Origin of the sequence: Streptomyces sp. MS191 (genome assembly GCF_008042125.1) — a bacterium.
Taxonomy (GTDB): Bacteria; Actinomycetota; Actinomycetes; order Streptomycetales; family Streptomycetaceae; genus Streptomyces.
On record NZ_RDBI01000040.1, the window covers coordinates 443285 to 465645 of the forward strand.

General features: G+C 71.0%; 14 protein-coding genes. 8 read left to right on the forward strand and 6 right to left on the reverse strand.

Annotated elements, in window-relative coordinates; translation table 11 throughout:
• Positions 1-18 precede the first annotated feature (18 nt).
• The gene (locus EAO71_RS08935) at positions 19-1152 is read right to left on the reverse strand and encodes a site-2 protease family protein (protein ID WP_399757530.1); all 1134 of its coding nucleotides are present in this window, start codon (positions 1150-1152) and stop codon (positions 19-21) included.
• 287 nt (positions 1153-1439) lie between these two features.
• Here EAO71_RS08935 and EAO71_RS08940 point away from each other — a divergent pair, with 287 nt between their 5' ends.
• Together EAO71_RS08940 and EAO71_RS08945 are read left to right on the forward strand one after the other, a co-directional pair.
• Positions 1440-2342, forward strand: a complete 903-nt coding sequence (locus tag EAO71_RS08940; RefSeq protein ID WP_261992065.1) for a RecB family exonuclease — start codon at positions 1440-1442, stop codon at positions 2340-2342.
• A 10-nt stretch (positions 2343-2352) separates the two neighbouring features.
• The gene (locus tag EAO71_RS08945; RefSeq protein WP_147977227.1) at positions 2353-3024 is read left to right on the forward strand and encodes a response regulator; all 672 of its coding nucleotides are present in this window, start codon (positions 2353-2355) and stop codon (positions 3022-3024) included.
• A gap of 103 nt (positions 3025-3127) precedes the next feature.
• Here the strand turns inward: EAO71_RS08945 and EAO71_RS08950 are convergent, their stop codons facing one another.
• The 4 genes from EAO71_RS08950 to metH form a co-directional block, all read right to left on the reverse strand.
• A complete protein-coding gene (locus EAO71_RS08950) occupies positions 3128-4708 on the reverse strand; it encodes an ABC transporter substrate-binding protein (RefSeq protein WP_147977228.1) in 1581 nt (526 codons plus the stop codon).
• 75 nt (positions 4709-4783) lie between these two features.
• Entirely contained in the window at positions 4784-6373 is a 1590-nt protein-coding gene (locus EAO71_RS08955; RefSeq protein ID WP_147977229.1) for an ABC transporter substrate-binding protein, read from the reverse strand.
• Between the two features lie 536 nt (positions 6374-6909).
• On the reverse strand, positions 6910-7608 hold the full coding sequence (locus tag EAO71_RS08960; RefSeq protein WP_147977230.1) for an HAD family hydrolase: 699 nt from the start codon (positions 7606-7608) through the stop codon (positions 6910-6912).
• A 230-nt stretch (positions 7609-7838) separates the two neighbouring features.
• Positions 7839-11348, reverse strand: coding sequence for a methionine synthase (gene metH, locus EAO71_RS08965; RefSeq protein WP_147977231.1), 3510 nt, complete (start codon positions 11346-11348; stop codon positions 7839-7841).
• Positions 11349-11639: 291 nt separating this feature from the next.
• On the opposite strand from metH, the gene EAO71_RS08970 reads away from it, so the two are divergent.
• From EAO71_RS08970 to EAO71_RS08995, 6 genes are all read left to right on the forward strand, one after another.
• Positions 11640-12401 carry an IclR family transcriptional regulator gene (locus EAO71_RS08970; protein WP_147977232.1) on the forward strand — a complete coding sequence of 254 codons (762 nt, stop codon included), beginning with the start codon at positions 11640-11642 and terminating at the stop codon, positions 12399-12401.
• Positions 12402-12803: 402 nt separating this feature from the next.
• Complete coding sequence (locus EAO71_RS08975; protein ID WP_147977233.1) at positions 12804-13592, forward strand: MIP/aquaporin family protein; 789 nt, start codon at positions 12804-12806, stop codon at positions 13590-13592.
• Positions 13593-13643: 51 nt separating this feature from the next.
• Positions 13644-15170: a glycerol kinase GlpK gene (gene glpK, locus EAO71_RS08980; RefSeq protein ID WP_147977234.1), complete on the forward strand. Its 1527-nt coding sequence runs from the start codon at positions 13644-13646 to the stop codon at positions 15168-15170.
• 16 nt (positions 15171-15186) lie between these two features.
• Positions 15187-16797 carry a glycerol-3-phosphate dehydrogenase/oxidase gene (locus tag EAO71_RS08985; RefSeq protein ID WP_147977235.1) on the forward strand — a complete coding sequence of 537 codons (1611 nt, stop codon included), beginning with the start codon at positions 15187-15189 and terminating at the stop codon, positions 16795-16797.
• Between the two features lie 126 nt (positions 16798-16923).
• Positions 16924-17985, forward strand: a complete 1062-nt coding sequence (locus EAO71_RS08990) for an LLM class flavin-dependent oxidoreductase (RefSeq protein WP_147977236.1) — start codon at positions 16924-16926, stop codon at positions 17983-17985.
• A 141-nt stretch (positions 17986-18126) separates the two neighbouring features.
• Positions 18127-19200 (forward strand): PAC2 family protein, encoded by a 1074-nt coding sequence (locus EAO71_RS08995; protein WP_147977237.1) that lies wholly within the window; start codon positions 18127-18129, stop codon positions 19198-19200.
• Between the two features lie 69 nt (positions 19201-19269).
• On the opposite strand, the gene EAO71_RS09000 is transcribed toward EAO71_RS08995, so the two are convergent.
• Positions 19270-22323, reverse strand: a complete 3054-nt coding sequence (locus EAO71_RS09000) for an NPCBM/NEW2 domain-containing protein (RefSeq protein WP_147977238.1) — start codon at positions 22321-22323, stop codon at positions 19270-19272.
• Positions 22324-22361 lie beyond the last annotated feature (38 nt).

Here is a 22361-nt window from a genome sequence, read left to right on the forward strand (position 1 = left end):
GTGACCAGAGTACCGGGGTTACGAGGAGGGTCTTGCCATGGCCCGGACGAAGGCGCGTTCCACGTCGGCCGCGGACAGGACTCCGTAGATCTCGCCGCCGTCCTCGACGACGAGGTACTCGGAGGCGGGGCTGGCCCGCAGGTGGTCGAGGAGCGGCTGGCCCGTGAGTTCGGCCGGGACCCGCATGCCGTCGGTGAGGTCCTGGGAGAGGGTGCTGACGGCGACCCAGGGGCGGCGGTGCTGCGGGACACCGGCGATGGCGGTCTCGCGGACCAGGCCGGTGGGGGCGCCCTGGCCGTCGACGACGACGAGGGCGCGGGCTCCGGCCTCGTTGGCGCGGCGCAGCGCCTCGGAGAGCGGGGTGGCCGGCTCGACCGGGATGGCGCGGCGGGTGAGGCTGCGGGCGCGCAGGTCGGGGAGGTGTTCGCGCAGGCGGGCCATGCGCAGGCTGTTGCCGGCGCCGGTCCAGATGATGGCGGCGAGGATCGCGGCGAGCAGGGCGTCGGTGACGGTTTCCATGCCACTGATGTCGTCGGTCTCGTTGCCGAGGAGGCCGGTGCGGGTGAGCAGTGGCAGGCCGATGAGGACGGTGACGGCCAGGGCGCGGCCGACCCACGCGGCGGCGACGGTGCCGCTCATGGGCTTGCCGGTGATCTTCCAGATGACCGCGCGCAGCATCCGGCCGCCGTCGAGCGGGAGCCCGGGGAGCAGGTTGAAGACCGCGACGATCAGGTTGGAGATCATCAGCCCGCCGAGCAGGACGCCGGGGACGGTGCCGGGCTCGACGGCGTACAGGGTGAGGTAGAAGAGGCCGGCGAGGACGAGGGAGAGCAGCGGGCCGACGAAGGCGAGGACGAACTCGCGGCCCGGGGTCTCGGTCTCCTTCTCGATCTCGGAGACGCCGCCGAAGAACTGGAGCTGGATGCGGCGCACCGGGAGCTTGAAGCGGAGGGCGGCGATCGTGTGGGCCAGTTCGTGGACCAGCACGGAGGCGTAGAAGGCGACGGCGAAGAAGAGCGAGACGAGGTAGCGGGCCGCACCGAGGTCGGGCAGCACGCGCTCGATCTGGTCGCCGAAGACCCAGGTGATGAGGGCGGCGACGAGGAACCAGCTGGGCGCGACGTAGACGGGCACCCCGAAGGGGCGGCCCATGAGGATGCCGCCGCCGGGGTCCTCGGACCGTCGCGGTTTGCCTCCGCCGCCGTCGCCGGCGGGGCCTCCGGTCGGCTGCGGCGTCGCGGGCCCGGGTTCCGATGCGCCGGATCGCGGCCGGTGGTCCTCGCCGCGCTCGTCGTCCTGGTTCACGGGATCCTTTCGTGGCCGAGCTGCGTGATCCGCTTCGTCGCGGCACTGCGTCACGTTTCGATCATGCAGTGTGAGGGGGTCTGTCGTCGATGGTATTCCGCTCGCTGTCGGTGGCGGGTCGTAGGGTCTTGGTCATGAGTACGAGCGAGCAGCCGCCGGCGGGGCCCCGAGCCCCCGTGTCGCTGTCGCCCTCGCGGGCGAGCGACTTCATGCAGTGTCCTCTGCTGTACCGGTTCCGGGTGATCGACAGGCTGCCGGAGAAGCCGAGCGAGGCCGCGACCCGGGGCACGCTGGTGCACGCGGTGCTGGAGCGGCTCTTCGACGCGCCGGCGGTGGAGCGGACGGCGCCGCGGGCGAAGTCGCTGATCCCGGGTCAGTGGGACCGGTTGCTCGAGTCGAAGCCGGAGCTGGCCGGGCTGTTCGCCGAGGACGCGGAGGGCGAGCGGCTGGCGCAGTGGCTGGGCGAGGCGGAGCGGCTGGTCGAGCGGTGGTTCACGCTGGAGGACCCGACACGGCTGGAGCCGGCGGAGCGGGAGCTGTTCGTCGAGACGGAGCTGGACTCGGGGCTCCGGCTGCGGGGCGTGATCGACCGGATCGACGTGGCGCCGACGGGCGAGGTGCGGATCGTCGACTACAAGACGGGCAAGGCGCCGCGGCCGGAGTACAGCGAGGGCGCGCTGTTCCAGATGAAGTTCTACGCGCTGGTGATCTGGCGGCTGAAGCGGGTCGTGCCCCGGCGGCTCCAGCTGGTCTACCTGGGCAGCGGGGACGTGCTGACGTACGACCCGGTGGAGGCGGACCTGCTGCGCGTGGAGCGCAAGCTGCTGGCCTTGTGGGAGGCGATCCGGCTGGCGACCGAGACGGGCGAGTGGCGGCCCCGTCCGACGAAACTGTGCGGCTGGTGCGACCACCAGGAGGTGTGCCCCGAGTTCGGCGGCACGCCCCCGGTGTACCCGCTGGAGATCGTTTCCGCGCGCCCGCCGGAGTCGGGCGAATCGGGTCAGGGCAGAATGGGGCCGGTCCCGCCCGCCCCGTAGAGGAGTTCCTGTGGCTATCCGCGTCCTACTGGTCGACGACCAGCCGCTGCTGCGCACCGGCTTCCGGATGATTCTGGAGGCGGAGCAGGACCTCGCGGTCGTCGGTGAGGCCGGGGACGGCCTCCAGGCCCTGGAGCAGGTCCGGGCGCTGCAGCCCGACGTGGTGCTGATGGACATCCGGATGCCGCGGATGGACGGGGTCGAGGCCACGCGCCAGATCACCGGTCCCGGCCGGGACGGTCCGGCGAAGGTCCTGGTGCTGACCACGTTCGACCTGGACGAGTACGTGGTGGAGGCGCTGCGCGCGGGGGCGAGCGGCTTCCTGCTGAAGGACGCGCCGGCCAACGAGCTGGTGCAGGCGATCCGGGTGGTCGCGGCCGGCGAGGCGATGCTGGCCCCGTCGATCACGCGGCGGCTGCTCGACAAGTACTCGGCGCACCTGCCGTCGGGTGAGGAGCAGGTGCCGGACACGCTGAACACGCTGACCGAGCGCGAGGTCGAGGTGCTGAAGCTGGTGGCGCGCGGCCTGTCGAACGCGGAGATCGCGGCGGACCTCTTCGTCAGCGAGACGACGGTGAAGACGCACGTGGGGCACGTGCTGACGAAGCTGGGGCTGCGCGACCGGGTGCAGGCGGCGGTGTACGCCTACGAGAGCGGTCTGGTGCGGCCGGGCGCGCAGTAGCGCCGTCCCCGGACGTACGGGAGGGGCCCGGCGCGCTGGTCGCGCGCCGGGCCCCTCGCCGTGTCGCCTTCGTGCCGCCCGCGAGGGGCGGCGTCCGGGCGGGTCAGCTCTTCTTGAGCTCCCAGAAGCGGAAGACCGTGGAGGCGTCCAGGGTCCACTCCAGGCCCGTGACGTTGTCGCGGGCGACCGCGTACTGCTTGCCCTGCCACAGCGGGAGGATCGGCAGCTCGTCGGCGACCAGGTCCTGGAGCTTCCCGTAGTCCGCGTCGGTGGCGCCGCGGTCGGCGGCGGCCGAGGTCCTCGGAAGGAGGGTGCCGGTGATCGTGTCGTTCTCGTAGTTGTTGCCGAGGACGTTGTCCTCGCCGAAGAACGGGGCGGTGAAGTTGTCGGCGTCGGGGTAGTCGGGGACCCAGCCCTTGACGTAGACGCCGTACTTGCCGGCCGCGATGTCCTTCTCGTACTGCTCGAAGGCAACGGACTGGACGTCGGCGTCGAACAGGCCGCTGGCGTTGAGCTGCTCGGCTATCGCCTTGAGCTCCTGGTCGGTGGAGGGACCGTAGCGGCTGGGGGTGGACCAGAGCGTGAGCTTCACCTTGTCGGTGATGCCGGCCTTGCGGAGCGCCTTCTTGGCCTTGGCGACGTCGGGGCTGCCGTAGGTGTCGTAGAAGGCGGTGTTGTGTCCGGCGACGCCGGCCGGGACGATCGAGTACAGCGGGGTGGCCGTGGACTTGAGGACGTCCTGGACGAGGGCCTCGCGGTCCACGAGGTGGGCGATCGCCCGGCGGACGCCGAGCTTGCCGACGACCGGGTCCTTGACGTTGAACACCAGGTGCTGGACCTCGGCGCTGGTGCCCTGGACGACCTCGATGCCACGGTCGTCGGTCGTCTCGGAGTTCTCCAGGGCGGCGATGTCGTCGGCGGCGAGGCCACGGTAGGCGACGTCGACGTCCTGGTCGGCGATCGCCTTCGAGAGGGCCTCGCGGTCTCCGTCGTACAGCTTGAGGGTGATGCCGCCGTTCTTCGGCTGGGCACTGCCCCGGTAGGAGGAGTTGACGGAGAAGACGGCCTCGGTGTCGCTGATGGACTCGAGCTTGTACGGACCGGAACCGACCGCCTTGCCGTCGGTGCGCAGCGCGTCGGCGGCGTACTCGCGGTGGTCGACGATCGAGCCGGCGCCCGAGGCGATCTTGCTCGGGAAGGTGGCGTCCGGCACCTTCAGCCGGAACACGACGGTCCGGTCGTCCGGGGTCTCGATGGTGTCGATCGAGGACAGCAGCGGGCCCGGGCCGGACGGGTCGTTGATCTCGAGCGCGCGCTCGAAGGAGAACTTGACGTCCTCGGCGGTCAGGGCGTTGCCGTTGGAGAACGTGAGGCCCTCGCGCAGGGTGCAGCGGTAGACCTTGCTGCCCGACTCGAAGCCGCACTTCTCGGCGGCCTCCGGCTCGGGCGTGGAGGTGCCCTTGGGGAAGCTCAGCAGGGACTGGAAGACGTTGTTGAACAGCAGCCAGGAGCCGGGGTCGTAACCGGCGGCGGGATCGGTGGCCAGGACCTCGTCCGACATCCCGACCCGGATGTTGGCCCCCGAGCCGGCGGAACCCCCGCCCTGCTCCGCGCCGCAGCCGCTGAGCAGGGCGGCGGACAGGCCCGCGGCGAGCGGGGCCGTCAGCCACTTGTTGTGCTTCACAGAACTTGCCTCTTGATCTCTTGCCAGGCCGGCCGCGCCCCGTGCGCGGCCGGTGTCACCGAGCTGGTGGAGCGGTCAGGCGCTGCCCCGGCCGAACTCCCACAGGAGCAGGTCCGAGGACGTGTTCAGAGCCCATTCGACGCCGGTCACGTCGTCGCGGGCGGCGACGTACTGCTTGCCCTGCCAGAGCGGCAGCAGCGGCACGTCCTTGGCCACGGTCTCCTGGATCTCGCCGAAGACCGGGCTGACTGCGGTGCGGTCGGCCGAGCGGCGCGACTGCGGGATGAGCTGCTCGCGGACGGCCTTGTTCACGTAGGGCGTGTTGAGGAAGTTGTCCGCGTCGAGGAACGGGGCGACGTAGTTGTCCGGGTCCGGGAAGTCGGGGAACCAGCCGAGGCCGTAGACCGCGTAGTCGCCGCGCTTCTGCGCCGGGCGGAACTTGGCCCACTCGGTGCCCTCGACGGTGGCCTGGAAGAGTCCCGTGGAGTTCAGCTGCCGCTGCAGCGTCTCGAACTCCTTCTTCGTGCCGGAGCCGTAGTGGTCGGTGGTGTAGTGGAGCGTGAGCTTCACCGGGGTCTTGACGCCGGCGTCGCGCAGGATGCCGCGGGCCTTGGTGGCGCTGGGCTCTCCGTAGATGTCGAAGAAGTCGGTGGAGTGCCCGGTGATGCTGGAGGGGATCAGCGAGTAGAGCGGCTGGGCGGTCTCGCCGTAGACCGAGCTGACGAGCGCGCCGCGGTCGACCACGGAGGCCATGGCCTGCCGGACGGCCTTGTCCTTGACGGCGGGGGCCTCGGTGTTGAAGGCGAGGTAGCGGATCTCCAGGCCGGGGACCTCGGTGAGCTCGATGCCCGCCTGCGGGGTCTCCGTGAACTTCTTGATCTGGTCGAGCGACATCGAGCGGGTCATGATGTCGATCTGGCGGTCCTCGAGGGCCTTGCCCATGGCGTCCGCGTCGGCGAAGGAGCGCAGTTCGACCTTGTCGTTGCGCAGGGTGATGTCGCCCTTGTACTTCGGGTTCTTGGTGAAGACGGCCTTGGCGATGCGGTCGCCGTCGCGCTCGACCTTCATCGTGTACGGGCCGGAGCCGTCGACCTCGAAGCCCTCGCGGAGCTCCTTGGCGCCGTACTTGTTCTTGCTCAGGATGCCGGCGACCGGGGTGGACAGCTTGTACGGGAAGGTCGCGTCGGGCGTCTTGAGGTGGAAGACGATCTCGCGGTCGCCCTTGGTCTCGATGGCGTCGATGTTCGCGAGGAGCGCCGCGGTGCCGTTGTCGGACTTGATGTTCAGCACGCGCTCGACGGAGAACTTGACGTCCTCGGCGGTGACGGGCGAGCCGTCGGAGAAGGTGAGGCCCTCCCGCAGCTTGCAGCGGTAGCTCTCGCTGGCCTTGTCGCTGAACGCGCAGCTCTCGGCGGCCTCGGGGACGGGCTCGCCGCCGCCGCGGGGCGCGTGCATCAGCGTCTGCACGGTCTGGCGCAGGATGTTCCAGGCGCCCGTGTCGTACGCGAAGGCGGGGTCGAGGGGCGCCGGGGCCTCGCTGGTGGCGAGGAACTGGTCCGTGGTGCCGACGACGATGGCTCTGCTTTCGTCCGAGCCGCCGCAGGCGACGAGCAGCGGGGCGAGCAGGCCGGCCACGGCCGGCAGCACCAAGGTCTTGCGGTTCATCCTGGACAGTCTCCTCATCCGGCACTGTTTGAGCGGGGGGGGTACGAACACTCCGCCGCTGCCGCCCGGTCAGGGCGGGCGATCGGGCCGGGATGGTGTGCGATCGGTCCTGTGTTCGCGGCGACTGGGGTATGCGCCGGGGGCACGCGGATATGCGGCGAAGTACTCGCGAAAGATTAGTGGGCGACGCCGGTATTACCGGCCTCCGATCACCTCACCGGGTAATCGCATAGTGATCATGAATGCGAGAGGTCCGATAGTCATGCGGAGGCATGTTTCGTGCATCACTTGATGAATCAGGACACATGGGCGGGGTCGAACCAGGGCGATCCGGACACCGGACGCACGAAGGCCACCCGCCGGTCCGCACGCTGCGTGACCAAGGTCACGCCGGTGCCATTTCGGCGGGTGGCCGGAGAATTCCGCACGCTCTCCCGCGGACCTTCGCGTCGCGGTCACGGAAAATGCACGATCAGGTGCTGAGCGTTCCCTTCCGCACCTGCGGGGAAATGGAAGCTCAGGCAAAGCTCAAATGATCAGACCCCACTGATCAAGGTGCGGAGAAACGGTACGTCGACCTCTTCCAGGGAGCGGACGACGACCCGGCCCTCCGACGCCGGGATGGGCGCCACCGAGGGCACCGCGACCACCCGGCAGCCGGCCGCCTCGGCCGATGCCACGCCCGTCGCCGTGTCCTCGATGACCGCGCAGAGCCCGGGCTCGGCCCCGACGCCGCTGGCGGCCGTCAGATAGGGCTCCGGGTGCGGCTTGGTACGGATCACCTCGTCACCGGCCACGGTGAGGGTGAAGCGGTCGCGCCCCAGCGAGGCGAGGATCCGGTCGATGATCCGCCGGTGCGAGGCGGAGACCAGGGCCGTCGGGATGTTGTGCAGCGCCAGTTCGGCCAGCAGTCGCTCGGCTCCCGGCATCAGCGGCACGCCGCGGTCGATGCGCTGCTCGAACTTGTCGTTCAGCAGGACCGTCAGCTCGGCCAGCGTGATGTCGGCGCCGGTGGCGTCGATGAGGTAGCCCGCGCTGCGGGTCATGGGGCCGCCGACGACGATGTCGCGCCAGGACTCGTCCAGCCGGTGCCCGAGGTCCTGGAAGACCTCGACCTCCGCGTCCCACCAGAAGCCCTCGGTGTCGACGAGGGTGCCGTCCATGTCGAGGAAGACCGCCTGCAGGGCGGAGCTTCCGTTGGTACGGAACAAGGACGCGGGGACCGTACTGGTCATCCGGCACACCTCCATGGAGGGACGAGAAGGCCGGTCCCCCTCCCGGTACGGGGAGGGGGACCGGCCTGCACTGGACCGACAAGTGTACGTCTCGATCACCGGAAACGCAGAGATTTACGCCCTGACGTGCGCCGTCGTGTCGCCGGGCGCGCGCGAGGGCGTGCCCGGCGGGTGCCTGCGGGGCTCCGCGGAGCCGCGGGGCCGGGCCGGGCGGCCCCGCCCCTGCGGGCTCAGCGGGCGTTGAAGTACTTCGCCTCGGGGTGGTGGATGACGATCGCGTCCGTGGACTGCTCGGGGTGGAGCTGGAACTCCTCGGACAGCTGCACGCCGATGCGCTCGGGCTGCAGCAGCTCGGCGATCTTCGCCCGGTCCTCCAGGTCGGGGCAGGCCCCGTAGCCGAGCGAGAAGCGGGCGCCGCGGTACTTCAGCGCGAACATGTCCTCCACGTCCGCCGGGTCCTCGCCCGCGAAGCCGAGCTCCGCGCGCACCCGGGCGTGCCAGTACTCGGCGAGCGCCTCGGCCAGCTGCACGGAGAGGCCGTGCAGCTCCAGGTAGTCGCGGTAGGAGTCGGACTCGAAGAGCTTGGCGGTGGCCTCGCCGATCCTGGAGCCGACGGTGACGACCTGCAGGCCCACCACGTCCGTCTCGCCGGACTCCTCCGGGCGGAAGAAGTCGGCCAGGCACAGGCGGCGGCCGCGACGCTGGCGCGGGAAGGTGAAGCGGGTCCGCTCGTTGCCCTGCTCGTCCAGGATGATCAGGTCGTCGCCCTTGGAGACGCAGGGGAAGTAGCCGTGGACGACGGCCGCCTCCAGCAGGTTCTCCGTGTGCAGGCGCTCCAGCCAGCCGCGCAGCCGCGGCCGGCCCTCGCTCTCGACGAGCTCCTCGTAGCTGGGGCCGTCGCCGGCCCGGTTCTGCTTGAGACCCCACTGGCCCTTGAAGAGGGCGCCCTCGTCGAGCCAGCTCGCGTACTCCTTGAGCTGGATGCCCTTGACCACCCGGGTGCCCCAGAACGGCGGGGTCGGGACCGGGTTGTCGACGGCGACGTCCGAACGGCCGCCCGCCTCGGGCTCGTCGACCTGGAGCGCGGTGGCCCGCTGGGCGACCCGGCGCTGCTTGAGCTCCGGCAGGGCGGCCCCCGGCACGCCGCGCTTCACCGCGATCAGGGCGTCCATCAGGCGCAGGCCCTCGAAGGCGTCGCGGGCGTAGCGGACCTCGCCCTCGTAGATCTCGTGGAGGTCCTGCTCGACGTACGCGCGGGTCAGCGCGGCGCCGCCCAGGATGACCGGGAAGTCGGCCGCGAGGCCGCGCTGGTTCAGCTCCTCCAGGTTCTCCTTCATGATCACCGTGGACTTGACCAGCAGGCCGGACATGCCGATGACGTCCGCCTTGTGCTCCTCGGCGGCCTCCAGGATCGCGGCGACGGGCTGCTTGATGCCCAGGTTCACCACGTTGTAGCCGTTGTTGGAGAGGATGATGTCGACGAGGTTCTTGCCGATGTCGTGGACGTCGCCGCGGACGGTGGCGAGCACGATGGTGCCCTTGCCCTCGGCGTCCGACTTCTCCATGTGCGGCTCCAGGTAGGCCACCGCGTTCTTCATGACCTCGGCGGACTGGAGCACGAACGGCAGCTGCATCTGGCCGGAGCCGAAGAGCTCGCCGACGACCTTCATGCCGTCGAGCAGGGTGTCGTTGACGATCTCCAGGGCGGGCCGGGTCTGCAGCGCCTCGTCGAGGTCGGCCTCCAGGCCGTTCTTCTCGCCGTCGATGATGCGGCGCTTGAGGCGCTCCTCCAGCGGCAGGGCGAGGAGCTCCTCGGTCTTGCCGGCCTTCATCGACTTGGTGTTGACGCCCTCGAAGAGCGCCATCAGCTTCTGCAGCGGGTCGTAGCCCTCGGCCCGCCGGTCGTAGATCAGGTCGAGGGCGGTGTTCACCTGCTCGTCGTCGAAGCGGGCGATCGGGAGGATCTTGGACGCGTGCACGATCGCCGAGTCGAGGCCCGCCTTGACGCACTCGTCGAGGAAGACGGAGTTGAGCAGGATGCGGGCGGCCGGGTTGAGGCCGAAGGAGATGTTCGACAGGCCGAGCGTGGTCTGCACGTCCGGGTGCAGGCGCTTGAGCTCGCGGATCGCCTCGATGGTGGCGATGCCGTCCTTGCGGGACTCCTCCTGACCGGTACAGATGGTGAAGGTCAGGGTGTCGATCAGGATGTCCGACTCGTGGATGCCCCAGTTGCCGGTCAGGTCGTCGATGAGGCGTTCGGCGATGGCGACCTTGGTCTCGACGGTGCGGGCCTGGCCCTCCTCGTCGATGGTCAGCGCGATGAGAGCGGCGCCGTGCTCCTGGGCCAGCCGGGTGACCTTGGCGAAGCGGGACTCGGGACCGTCGCCGTCCTCGTAGTTGACGGAGTTGATGACGGCCCGGCCGCCGAGCTTCTCCAGGCCCGCCTGGAGGACGTCGACCTCGGTGGAGTCCAGGACGATCGGCAGCGTGGAGGCGGTGGCGAAGCGGCCGGCCAGCTCCGCCATGTCGGCGACGCCGTCGCGGCCGACGTAGTCGACGCAGAGGTCGAGCATGTGCGCGCCCTCGCGGATCTGGTCGCGCGCCATCTCGACGCAGTCGTCCCAGCGGGCTTCCAGCATGGCCTCGCGGAACTTCTTGGAGCCGTTGGCGTTGGTCCGCTCGCCGATCGCCATGTAGGAGGTGTCCTGGCGGAAGGAGACCGTCTGGTAGAGCGAGGCGGCGCCCGGCTCGGGGCGCGGCTCGCGGGTGCCCGGGGTGAGGTCGCGGACGCGCTCGACGACCTGGCGCAGGTGCTCCGGGGTCGTACCGCAGCAGCCGCCGATCAGGGAGAGTCCGTACTCGCGGACGAAGTTCTCCTGGGCGTCGGCGAGCTCGGCCGGGGACAGCGGGTAGTGCGCGCCGTCCTTGCCGAGGACGGGCAGGCCCGCGTTCGGCATGCAGGACAGCGGGATGCGGGAGTGGCGCGCCAGGTAGCGGAGGTGCTCGCTCATCTCGGCGGGGCCGGTGGCGCAGTTCAGGCCGATCATGTCGATGCCCAGCGGCTCCAGGGCCGTGAGCGCGGCGCCGATCTCGGAGCCCAGCAGCATGGTGCCGGTGGTCTCGACGGTCACGGAGCAGATCAGCGGGACGTCGGCGCCGAGCGCGTCGAGGGCGCGGCGGGCGCCGATGACGGACGCCTTGGTCTGCAGGAGGTCCTGGGTCGTCTCCACGAGCAGCGCGTCGGCGCCGCCCGCGAGCAGGCCCTCGGCGTTCTGCTGGTAGGCGTCGCGCAGGGCGGTGTACGGGGCGTGGCCGAGGGTCGGCAGCTTGGTGCCCGGGCCCATGGAGCCCAGCACCCAGCGCTGCTGTCCGGTGGAGGCGGTGAACTCGTCGGCCACCTCGCGGGCGATCCGCGCTCCCGCCTCGGAGAGCTCGTGGACGCGCTCGGGGATGTCGTACTCGCCCAGTGCGGCGAGGTTGGCGCCGAAGGTGTTGGTCTCGACGCAGTCGACACCGGCGGAGAAGTACTCCTGGTGCACCGAGCGGACGATGTCCGGGCGGGTGACGTTGAGGATCTCGTTGCAGCCCTCGAGGTCCTGGAAGTCCTCCATCGAGGGGTCCTGCGCCTGGAGCATGGTGCCCATCGCTCCGTCCGCCACGACCACCCGGGTCGCGAGTGCCTCGCGAAGGGCTGCGGCGCGGTCGGTGCTACCTGCGGACGGGGTCGGCGACGAGGCCATGGATGAGCTCCCTGGGATGCGACGGCTGTCGGCTTCACACCCTCGGTGGAGGGTGTACGGGGCCAGAGTAACCGTGCGGATGCCGGGGTGGGCAGGGTGTTCCACGGGGCGGACGGCATCCTGTGTCGGGGGACTCCCGGTCGGACCCGTTCGTGAACGACACTGTCAGGGTAACGAGCGGTCGACATCGACCGATAGTGTTCAGCATTGCCGAACAGCATGATCCACGAGATCCTACTCCGTAAGATCCACGAAACTCCGCGATCAGGAGACAGGGAGAAGGGCCGGGCGATGGCGAAGAACATCCAGTCGCTTGAACGGGCGGCGGCGATGCTGCGACTGCTCGCGGGCGGCGAGCGCCGGCTCGGCCTGTCCGACATCGCCTCGTCCCTGGGCCTGGCGAAGGGCACGGCACACGGCATCCTGCGCACGCTGCAGGCCGAGGGCTTCGTCGAGCAGGACGCGGCCTCGCGCTATCAGCTGGGCGCGGAGCTGCTGCGCCTCGGCAACAGCTACCTGGACGTGCACGAGCTGCGGGCCCGGGCCCTGGTGTGGACGGACGACCTGGCGCGGTCCAGCGGCGAGAGCGTCCATCTGGGCGTACTGCACCAGCAGGGCGTCCTGATCGTGCACCACGTCTTCCGGCCGGACGACAGCCGGCAGGTCCTGGAGGTGGGGGCCATGCAGCCGCTGCACTCCACCGCGCTGGGCAAGGTGCTCTCGGCCTACGACCCGGTGGCGCACAGCGAGGTCCTGGAGCTGGAGCGCGAGCCGTTCACACCCCGCACGATCACCGAGACCACGGCCTTCGAGACGCTGCTCGACACCACCCGCGCGCGGGGATGGGCGGCGGACGTGGAGGAGACCTGGGACGGCGTGGCCGCGGTGGCCGCGCCGATCCACGACCGGCGCCGGATGCCGGTCGGCGCGGTGGCCATCACGGGTGCCGTGGAGCGGGTCTGCGACGGGGGCGAACTGCGCTCGGAGCTGATCGCCGCGGTGCGCGACTGCGCCCGCGCCGTCTCCCGCGACCTGGGTGCCGGACGCTTCTGAGCCCTCTCCGGACCACGGCCCCGGCACTTCGGGGGCCGCCCGGCACACCCGCCCGCCACCGGCACATCCGCCCGCCGCCCGACCCCGCACACCCGGCCCGGCCGTCCTCGGACGGCCGGGCCTCGGCGTTTCCCGGGACCGGCCGCCCCGCTCGGGGTGCCGTCGCGGAACCGTCCGGTAACGATCGCGTTATGCGCGTGGTTCGCGGGCAAGAACCCTTGACGCGCTGTTAACCCGGGGGCAAAACTTCCGTTCACCGGTCGACATTGTCGAACGCCTAACGGCAATACGCGCTAAGGTGTGACAGTGCCAAGGGCCGGCCAACGCCCTCACACGAGGGCGCGGACCACCGGCGGGACCCGTGGTTCGCCTTCCCCTGGACGAAGGACAAAGGAGTCGCGGGTGTCCAGCTCCGACATCTTCATCGGCGAGACCATCGGTACCGCCGTGCTCATCCTGCTCGGCGGTGGCGTCGTCGCCGCCGTCGTGCTCAAGCGCTCGAAGGCGCAGAACGCCGGCTGGCTGGCCATCACCTTCGGGTGGGGCTTCGCGGTCATGACGGCCGTCTACATGACGGCCTCGCTGTCCGGCGCCCACCTCAACCCGGCCGTCACGGTCGGCATCGCGATCAAGGACGGGGACTGGAGCAACGTCCCGGTCTACTTCGCCGGGCAGATGCTCGGCGCCATGATCGGTGCCGCCCTGGTCTGGATCGCCTACTACGGACAGTTCCAGGCCCACCTCACGGACCCGGAGATCATCGCCGCGCCGCCGCACGAGGAGGGCATGGTCGACCAGAAGGCCTCCCCCAAGGCCGGTCCGGTGCTCGGCGTCTTCTCCACCGGCCCCGAGGTCCGCAACGTCTGGCAGAACCTCGCCACCGAGATCATCGGCACCGTCGTGCTCGTCCTCGCGGTGCTGACGCAGGGTCTCAACGACAGCGGCAAGGGCCTGGGCGTCATAGGCGCCCTCATCACCGCCTTCGTGGTCGTCTCCATCGGCCTCTCGCTCGGTGGCCCGACCGGCTACGCCATCAACCCGGCCCGTGACCTCGGTCCGCGCATCGTGCACGCCCTGCTCCCGCTGCCGAACAAGGGCGGCTCCGACTGGAGCTACGCCTGGATCCCGATCGCCGGTCCGCTGATCGGTGGCGCCCTCGCGGCGGGTATCTACAACCTCGCGTTCGCCTGAGCCGTACAGCAGTAGTCGAAGCCGACCCCTGAGACCTCCTGGGAGCACCCCGTGACCGACGCACACACCAGCGGCCCCTTCATCGCCGCCATCGACCAGGGCACGACCTCGTCCCGCTGCATCGTCTTCGACAAGGACGGCCGGATCGTCTCGGTCGACCAGAAGGAGCACGAGCAGATCTTCCCCAAGCCCGGCTGGGTGGAGCACGACGCCGCCGAGATCTGGACCAACGTCCGGGAAGTGGTCGCCGGCGCGATCGAGAAGGGCGGCATCTCCGCCGCCGACGTCAAGGCCATCGGCATCACCAACCAGCGCGAGACCACGCTGCTGTGGGACAAGAACACCGGCGAGCCGGTCCACAACGCGCTGGTCTGGCAGGACACCCGCACCGACGGGCTCTGCAAGGAACTCGGCCGCAACGTCGGCCAGGACCGCTTCCGCCGCGAGACCGGCCTGCCGCTCGCGAGCTACTTCTCCGGCCCGAAGGTCCGCTGGCTGCTCGACAACGTCGAGGGCCTGCGCGAGCGCGCCGAGCGCGGCGACATCCTCTTCGGGACCATGGACTCCTGGGTCATCTGGAACCTGACCGGCGGCGTCGACGGCGGCCACCACGTCACCGACGTGACCAACGCGTCGCGCACCATGCTGATGAACCTCCACACCATGGAGTGGGACGACAAGATCCTCCAGTCCATGGACATCCCGGCCGCCCTGCTGCCGGAGATCCGCTCCTCCGCCGAGGTCTACGGCCACGTCAAGGGCGGCGTCCTGGACGGCATCCCGGTCGCCTCCGCGCTCGGCGACCAGCAGGCCGCCCTGTTCGGCCAGACCTGTTTCGCCGAGGGCGAGGCCAAGTCCACCTACGGCACCGGCACCTTCATGCTGATGAACACCGGTGACAAGATCATCAACTCCTACAGCGGGCTGCTGACCACCGTCGGCTACCAGATCGGCGAGGAGAAGCCGGTCTACGCCCTGGAGGGCTCGATCGCCGTCACCGGTTCGCTGGTGCAGTGGATGCGCGACCAGATGGGCCTGATCAAGTCCGCGGCCGAGATCGAGACCCTCGCGTCCTCGGTCGAGGACAACGGCGGCGCCTACTTCGTGCCGGCCTTCTCCGGCCTGTTCGCCCCGTACTGGCGCTCCGACGCCCGCGGTGTGATCGCCGGCCTCACCCGGTACGTCACCAAGGCGCACATCGCCCGCGCCGTGCTGGAGGCCACCGCCTGGCAGACCCGCGAGATCACCGACGCCATGACGAAGGACTCCGGCGTCGAGCTGACGGCGCTCAAGGTCGACGGCGGCATGACCTCCAACAACCTGCTGATGCAGACCCTCTCGGACTTCCTCGACGCGCCGGTCGTGCGCCCGATGGTCGCCGAGACCACCTGCCTCGGTGCCGCCTACGCCGCCGGCCTGGCCGTCGGCTTCTGGCCGGACACCGACGCCCTGCGCGCCAACTGGCGCCGCGCGGCGGAATGGACCCCTCGCATGGACGCCGACAAGCGTGACGGCGAGTACAAGAACTGGCTCAAGGCCGTGGAGCGCTCCATGGGCTGGCTCGACGAGGAAAACTGACGAGGAGTAGATCGACATGACCACCCTGCAGAGCGTCCCCGCCCTCGGGACGCGACCGGCCGCCGGTTCCCAGCCGAGCCGCGCCGAGACTCGGGAGCAGCTTTCCAAGGCGACGTACGACCTCCTGGTGATCGGCGGCGGCATCCTGGGCATCTCCACCGCCTGGCACGCCGCGCAGTCGGGCCTGCGGGTGGCCCTGGTGGACGCCGGCGACTTCGCCGGCGCCACCTCCTCCGCCTCCTCCAAGCTCCTCCACGGCGGCCTGCGCTACCTGCAGACCGGCGCGGTGAAGCTGGTCGCGGAGAACCACTTCGAGCGACGTGCGGTGTCGCGCCAGGTGGCACCGCACCTCGCCAACCCCCTCACCTTCTACCTGCCCGTCTACAAGGGCGGCCCGCACGGCGCGGCCAAGCTCGGCGCCGGTGTCTTCGCCTACTCCGCCCTGTCGGCGTTCGGTGACGGCGTCGGGCACCTGCTCTCCCCGGCCAAGGCCGCGCAGGACGTGCCGGAGCTGCGCACCGACAACCTCAAGGCCGTGGCCGTGTACGGCGACGACCAGATGAACGACGCCCGGATGGCGCTGATGACGGTCCGCGCCGCGGTCGCCGCCGGCGCCACCGTCCTCAACCACGCCGAGGTCACCGGGCTGCGCTTCACCCGGGGCCGTGTCACCGGCGCCGAGCTCCGGGACCGCACCAGCGGCGACGAGTTCGGCGTCTCCGCCCGGCTCGTCCTCAACGCCACCGGTCCGTGGGTCGACCACCTGCGCCGGATGGAGGACCCCAACGCGGCCCCCTCCATCCGCCTTTCCAAGGGCGCGCACCTGGTCCTCAAGCGCACCTCTCCGTGGAAGGCCGCGCTGGCCACGCCGATCGACAAGTACCGCATCACCTTCGCCCTCCCCTGGGAGGACATGCTGCTCCTCGGCACCACCGACGAGGAGTACGAGGGCGACCCCGGCCAGGTCGAGGTCACCGAGAAGGACACCGCCCAGATCCTGGACGAGGCCGCCTTCTCCATCCGTGACCAGCAGTTGTCGCGCGACCTGATCACCTACGCCTTCGCCGGTCTGCGGGTGCTGCCGGGCGGGCCGGGCGACACCTCCAAGGCCAAGCGCGAGACAGTCGTCACCGAGGGCCGCGGCGGCATGCTCTCCGTGGCCGGCGGCAAGTGGACGACCTTCCGTCACATCGGCCGTACGGTGATGAAGAAGCTGGAGGCCCTGCCCGGTCACCCGCTGGGCGAGGACTACGAGCCGGTCTCCACGCTGCCGAAGCGGCTGCCGCTGCCCGGCATAGCCAACCCCAACGCGGTGGCCCACCGGCTGCTCGTGGACGGCCCGGCCCCCGGTCCGCGGATGGCCGCCGACACGGCCAGGCACCTGGCCACGCACTACGGTTCGCTCTCCTTCGACATCGCCCGGATGGCGAACGAGAACCCGGAGCTGGCGGAGCGCATCCACCCGGACGCCCCGGAGATCTGGGCGCAGGTCGCCTACGCCCGCGACCACGAGTGGGCCGAGACGGCGGACGACGTGCTGCGCCGCCGCACCACGCTGACGATCCGCGGCCTTGCCACGGACGAGATCCGCGGCAAGGTCGAGGATCTGCTCGGCAGGAAGGCCTGACACACCGGGCCGGTTCTCGGGGGCGGTCCGTTCACGGACCGCCCCCGAGGCGCGTCCCGGGCCGGCCCGGGACGCGCGCCACACGGCCGCCACACCACCGCAACAGTGGCCCGGGAGAGTTGGACCATGAAGTTCCAGGTGCTCTCCCTCATCGGCCATGCCCCCCATCCCCTCACCGGCGAACTGCCCACCGCGGCGGACCGGTTGGAGCAGGTTCTCGCGGTCGGCGAGGCCGCCGAGCGGCTCGGCTTCGACGCGTACGCCCTCGGCGAGCGGCACGCGGGGCCGTTCCTCTCCTCCAGCCCGACGGCGGTGCTGGGCGCGCTGGCCGCCCGCACCTCCCGGATCCGGCTGCTCACCGGTGTCACGGTCGTCGCGATCCTCGACCCGGTGCGGGTCGCCGAGGACTACGCCACGCTCGACCAGCTCTCCCGCGGCCGGGTCGAGCTCGTCATCGGCAAGGGCGCCGAGGCCGGCCACTTCGACCTCTTCGGCCTGGACGAGAGCCGGCAGTGGGACCTCCAGCGGGAGAAGTACGAGCTGCTGCGCCGGCTGTGGAGCGAGGAGGGGGTGGACTGGGAGGGCGAGTTCCGTCCGCCGCTGAAGGGCGTGACCACGGTCCCCCGGCCGTACGACGGCGTGCCGCGCGTGTGGCACGGCTCGGCCACCAGCCGCAACTCCCCCGAACTCGCGGCGAGGCACGGCGACCCGCTGTTCACCGCCAACGCGATCCAGCCCCGGGCGGCCTACGCGAGGCTCATCGCGCACTACCGCGAGAGGTTCGAGGAGCACGGGCACGACCCGGCGCACGCGCGCGTGGCGGCCGGATCCGGCGGACTGCTGATCGCCGACACGCCCCGTGAGGCGGTCGTCCGCTACAAGGACCTCTACGAGGCACGCGTACGGCAGAACTTCAGGCCCCACCTGGAGGGGAAGGCCGGGTACAACACCCCGTTCCGCACGATCGAGGAGGCCATCGCCGACGGGCCGCAGCTGATCGGCTCCCCGCAGCAGATCATCGACAAGATCCTCGGATACCACGAGGTCTACGGCCACGACCTCCAGTCGATCACCGTCGACGGGTTCGGCCAGTCCACGGCCGAACAGACCGAGACTCTGCAGCGCTTCGCCGAGGAGATCGCGCCCGTCGTCCGCAAGGAGGCGCCCAGCACGCTGTGGGAGGACTGAGCCCGCCGTGTGCCGACTCGTGTTCCTGGGTAGTCGATCACGGGAACGAGGGCCCCCGGGAGGCTGCGGGGGCTGCGGCCGGACCGCCGGAAAGCCGTAAGGTTGGTCCGTACGGCAGGAACGTCGAAAAGGAGGCACTGGGTGATCGAGCTCGAGGGGGTTCCCGAGCTGATCGACCCGGTCATGGTGGCCGCGTTCGAGGGCTGGAACGACGCCGGCGACGCCGCCTCCACCGCGGTCGCCCACCTGGACCGGGAATGGAAGGGCGAGGTGTTCGCGGCGCTCGACGCCGAGGACTACTACGACTTCCAGGTCAACCGGCCGACGGTGTGGCTCGACAACGGGGTCCGGAAGATCACCTGGCCGACGACCCGGCTCTCCGTGGTCAGGATCCGCGGCGAGAAGCCCCGTGACCTGGTCCTGGTCCGCGGGATCGAGCCGTCGATGCGGTGGCGTTCGTTCTGCAACGAGATCCTGGGCTTCGCCCACGAACTCGGCGTGGAGATGGTGGTGATCCTGGGCGCGCTGCTCGGCGACACCCCGCACACCCGGCCGGTCCCGGTCAGCGGCGTCACGTCCGATCCGGACCTGGCGCGGACGATGGACCTGGAGGAGACGCGCTACGAGGGCCCCACGGGCATCGTCGGCATCCTCCAGGAGGCCTGTACGCACGCGGGGGTGCCGGCGGTGAGCCTCTGGGCGGCCGTGCCGCACTACGTCTCGCAGCCGCCGAACCCGAAGGCGACGCTGGCGCTGCTGAACCGGCTCGAGGACCTGATCGACCTGCGCATCCCGCTCGGCGAGCTGCCCGAGGACGCGCGGGCCTGGCAGGTGGGGGTGGACCAGTTGGCCTCCGAGGACAGCGAAGTCGCCGAGTACGTGCAGACGTTGGAGGAGGCCCGGGACACCGCGGAGCTTCCGGAGGCCTCCGGCGATGCGATCGCCCGGGAGTTCGAGCGGTACCTGCGGCGGCGCGAGCCCGGTCAGGGACCGGGGCAGGGCCCGGGTCTGGCCACCGACAGCGGTGACACCTCGTATCTGAGGGACCCGTCCAGCGGGCGCACCCGGCCGCCGAAGCCGGAGCAGCCGGGCCCCGAGGCGCCGCCGGAGCCGGGCGGACCGGAGCAGCCGCCGGCACCCCGCGAGGACGCCGACGACGACACGGACCAGACCGGCGGCACCGGCGAGGACGGCGGCCGGGACGGCGACGGCTGAGGCGGGTACGCGCCCGTGACGCGCGGGGGCCGCGCCGGAGTTCCGGCGCGGCCCCTTCTCGTCCGACCGTCAGGCGCACGCGAAGCGCGCCGCGGCCCAGTCGCCGTGGTCACCGCTCTTCGAGCCGTTCGTGTCGGTGATCCGGAGGCGGACATGCCGGGCGCCGGTGACGTCGACGTCCACCGGGAGCGTCGCCGAGGCGCCGGTCAGCCGGGGGGAGGTCCACAGGACCTTGCCGTCGGCCTCCACCGAGAACGCCACGTCCCCGTAGCCGTCGATCTCGTCGTCGATGCCGACGTCGGCGGTGAAGGCGGTGCAGCGTCCGCCGAGGTAGACCTCGATGTCGGAGTCGGCGTGGGCACCGACGCCCTTCTCGTACGTCCTGCCCGCCAGCGTGAGCGGGTGGCCGTCGGTCGCGCCCGACTCGCCGTTGGACCGGTCGCGCTCGGGCGGCCCCCAGCCGTTCGTGGACCTCAGCCAGACCAGGTCGCTCGCCCAGGCGTCGGCGGAGGGCGGCTGCGGCATCACCCCGACCGCGAAGCGCTGGACGGCGGTGCGGTCCTGTCCGGCGGACCGGTGGCGGACGGTCGCGGTGAGGGTGGCCTCGCCGGGGGTGGCGGACCCGGGCGGGGTCACGGCGACCTCGACCCGCCGGGTGGTGCCGGCCGGGACGCGCGCGATCGGGGCGGCCGGGGTGACCTGCCAGCCCGCCGGGACGTCGAGGGAGACCTCGACGCCCGTGGCGTCCCGGTCCCCCGCGGTGACGTCGACCGCGACCGTGCCCGGGGTGCCGGCGCCCAGTTCCTGTCCGGCCGGCGCGGCGAGCCTGGCGGCCGCGCCCGGGACGGCTCCGCCGACCGCGCTGGTGTCCTTCAGTTCCAGCGTGAACGCGCGGTCGGTGCGCAGGGCGGCGGTCTTGACCTTCACCACTCCCCCGCGGTCGTCCCGGTCGTACCACCAGCCCTGCGACGCGGCCTCGTAGGCGGCGCGCGAGGTGAACCGGGGCAGGGTCCCGCCGAGTTCGACGGCCGACGGCGCGTCGCCGGTGTGGACGGTGAACTGGTAGGGCCGAGCGGCGGACTTGCCGGCGAAGGTGCCCTGGCTCGCACCGATCCGGACGGTCACGTCTCCCGCGCCGCGCCGCGGGGCCACGACGTCCGCGCGCTGGGTGGCGTACCGGCCGGCCCGGTGCTCGCGGGTGACGCCGTCGTCCTCGTAGAGCGTGAAGGAGGACGTGCCCTGCGGGTAGACGTCCCAGGCGAGCGGGGAACCGGCGGTGCGGTCGGCGTAGGAGCGGATGCCGCCGGGCCACATGGGGACCGTCGCCCCGGCGCGGACGAACAGGGGCAGGGTGTCCAGCGGGGCGCTGTAGTCGTCGACCGTGACCGGGCCCTCGTAGGTGCGCCCGCTCCAGTAGTCGATCCAGGTGCCCGCGGGCAGGTAGATCCCGTCGCGCTCGACGGCGTCCTGGTACACGGGGGCGACGAGGAAGTCCTCACCGCTGAGGAACTCGTACTTGGCCGCGTCGCCGGCCGCCTTCGGGTCGTCCGGGTACTCCAGGACGAGCGGCCGGGCGAGGCCGACGCCGGTCGTGGTGGCGCGGTGGGCGTGCGAGTAGATGTAGGGGAGCAGGGCCTCGTGGAGCTTGAGGGAGGCGCGGTTGATCGAGGTGTACGGCTCGCCGTAGCGGAAGGGCTGCTTGTCGTTCGCGGCCCAGCCGTCCATGGTCATGGTGACCGGCAGGAACGTCTTCCACTGGAGGTCGCGGGTGTAGGTCTTGGCGCTGCCGCCGAAGATGCCGTCGACGTCGCCGGTGGTGTAGGCGAGTCCGGACATGGAGGCGCCGGCGTAGGTGGGGATCTGCCAGCGGATGTACTCCCAGCTGCCGGACTGGTCGCCGGACCACTGCACACCGCAGCGCTGGGCGCCGGACCAGCTCTCGGGGGCCCAGGTGAAGCCGCGGGCGCCGCTGTTGGCCTCGATCCCGGCGTAGGCGTCCTTGCAGCCGTCGAGGGCGAACTTGTAGCCCTCGCCCACCCAGGCGACGTCCAGCTTGGCGACGCGCTGGCCGGCCTTGACCTGTTCGCCGAGCCGGTCGATGCCGTCCTCGGTCCACAGGCCGAGCTGCATCTTGCGCTGCTGGAGGCCCTGGGCGGTCTCGGCGAGGTTCTCGTAGCCGCAGCCGTAGCCGTCGTTGACGAGCATCCAGCCGTTGGGCATGTCGTTGGCGACGTAGCCGTCGGCGATCTTCAGGGCGTCGAGGGTGTGGCGCTCGCCGCGGTTGGCGTTGTGGAGGTAGCAGTCGGCGTCGCCGATCTCCAGGCCGTAGACGGGCGGCAGGAAGGGTTTGCCGGTGAGGCTCGTGTACCGGCCGATGACGTCCTTGGCCGCGTCGGAGCCGTCGCCCGCGAAGTAGTAGGCGTCGAAACGCCGTTCGCGGGCGGTGGTGGTGACGGGCTCGCCGAAGACGTAGGTGTTCGGGGCGTAGGTGTTGCGGTAGACGCCGTAGCCGGCCGAGGAGAGGTAGAACGGGACGGAGTTGGGGTGCCCGCCGTCGTTCCAGTTGTAGTCGACGCCGACCTCGACGGTCTTGCCGCGGTGCGAGGTGTTGCCGCGGCCGTTCTGCATGCCGGCGCCGTAGAACTGCTCGCCGGCGCCCCGGGCGAGGGACTGGGTGGTCCGGTCCTGGTCCCACGTCAGGCCCTGGGTCTCGGACCACAGGGGGGTGCCGTCGGCGCGGAAGGCGGCGAAGCGGAGCGGCGCCTTGTAGGCGCGCAGGGTCACCTTCGCGGAGGTGAGTTCGTAGCGGTCGCCGCGGTCGTACCAGCGGGTGGCGGGCGGCGGGCCCTGCGGCAGGACGACGTCCTGGCCGGTGGGGTCGGTGAACTTCCCGTCGGGGGACAGTTCGATGCGGAAGGTCTCCGGGGTGACGAAGCTGACGCGGGCCTCGGCCGGGCCGGCGCTCAGGCGGTAGACGGAGCCTTCGGCGGCGAAGCCGGTGACGTCCCCGACCGTGGTGGGGGCCGGTTCGGCTGACTGGGCGCTGCCGGATCCCGCGAAGGTCGCGAGGAGTCCGAGCATGGCGCCTGCGAATGCAGTCTTCATGCGCAATGTTGATTGCATGGACGGTATTTAGCGCAGAAACGAGCAAGGAGCCAGGA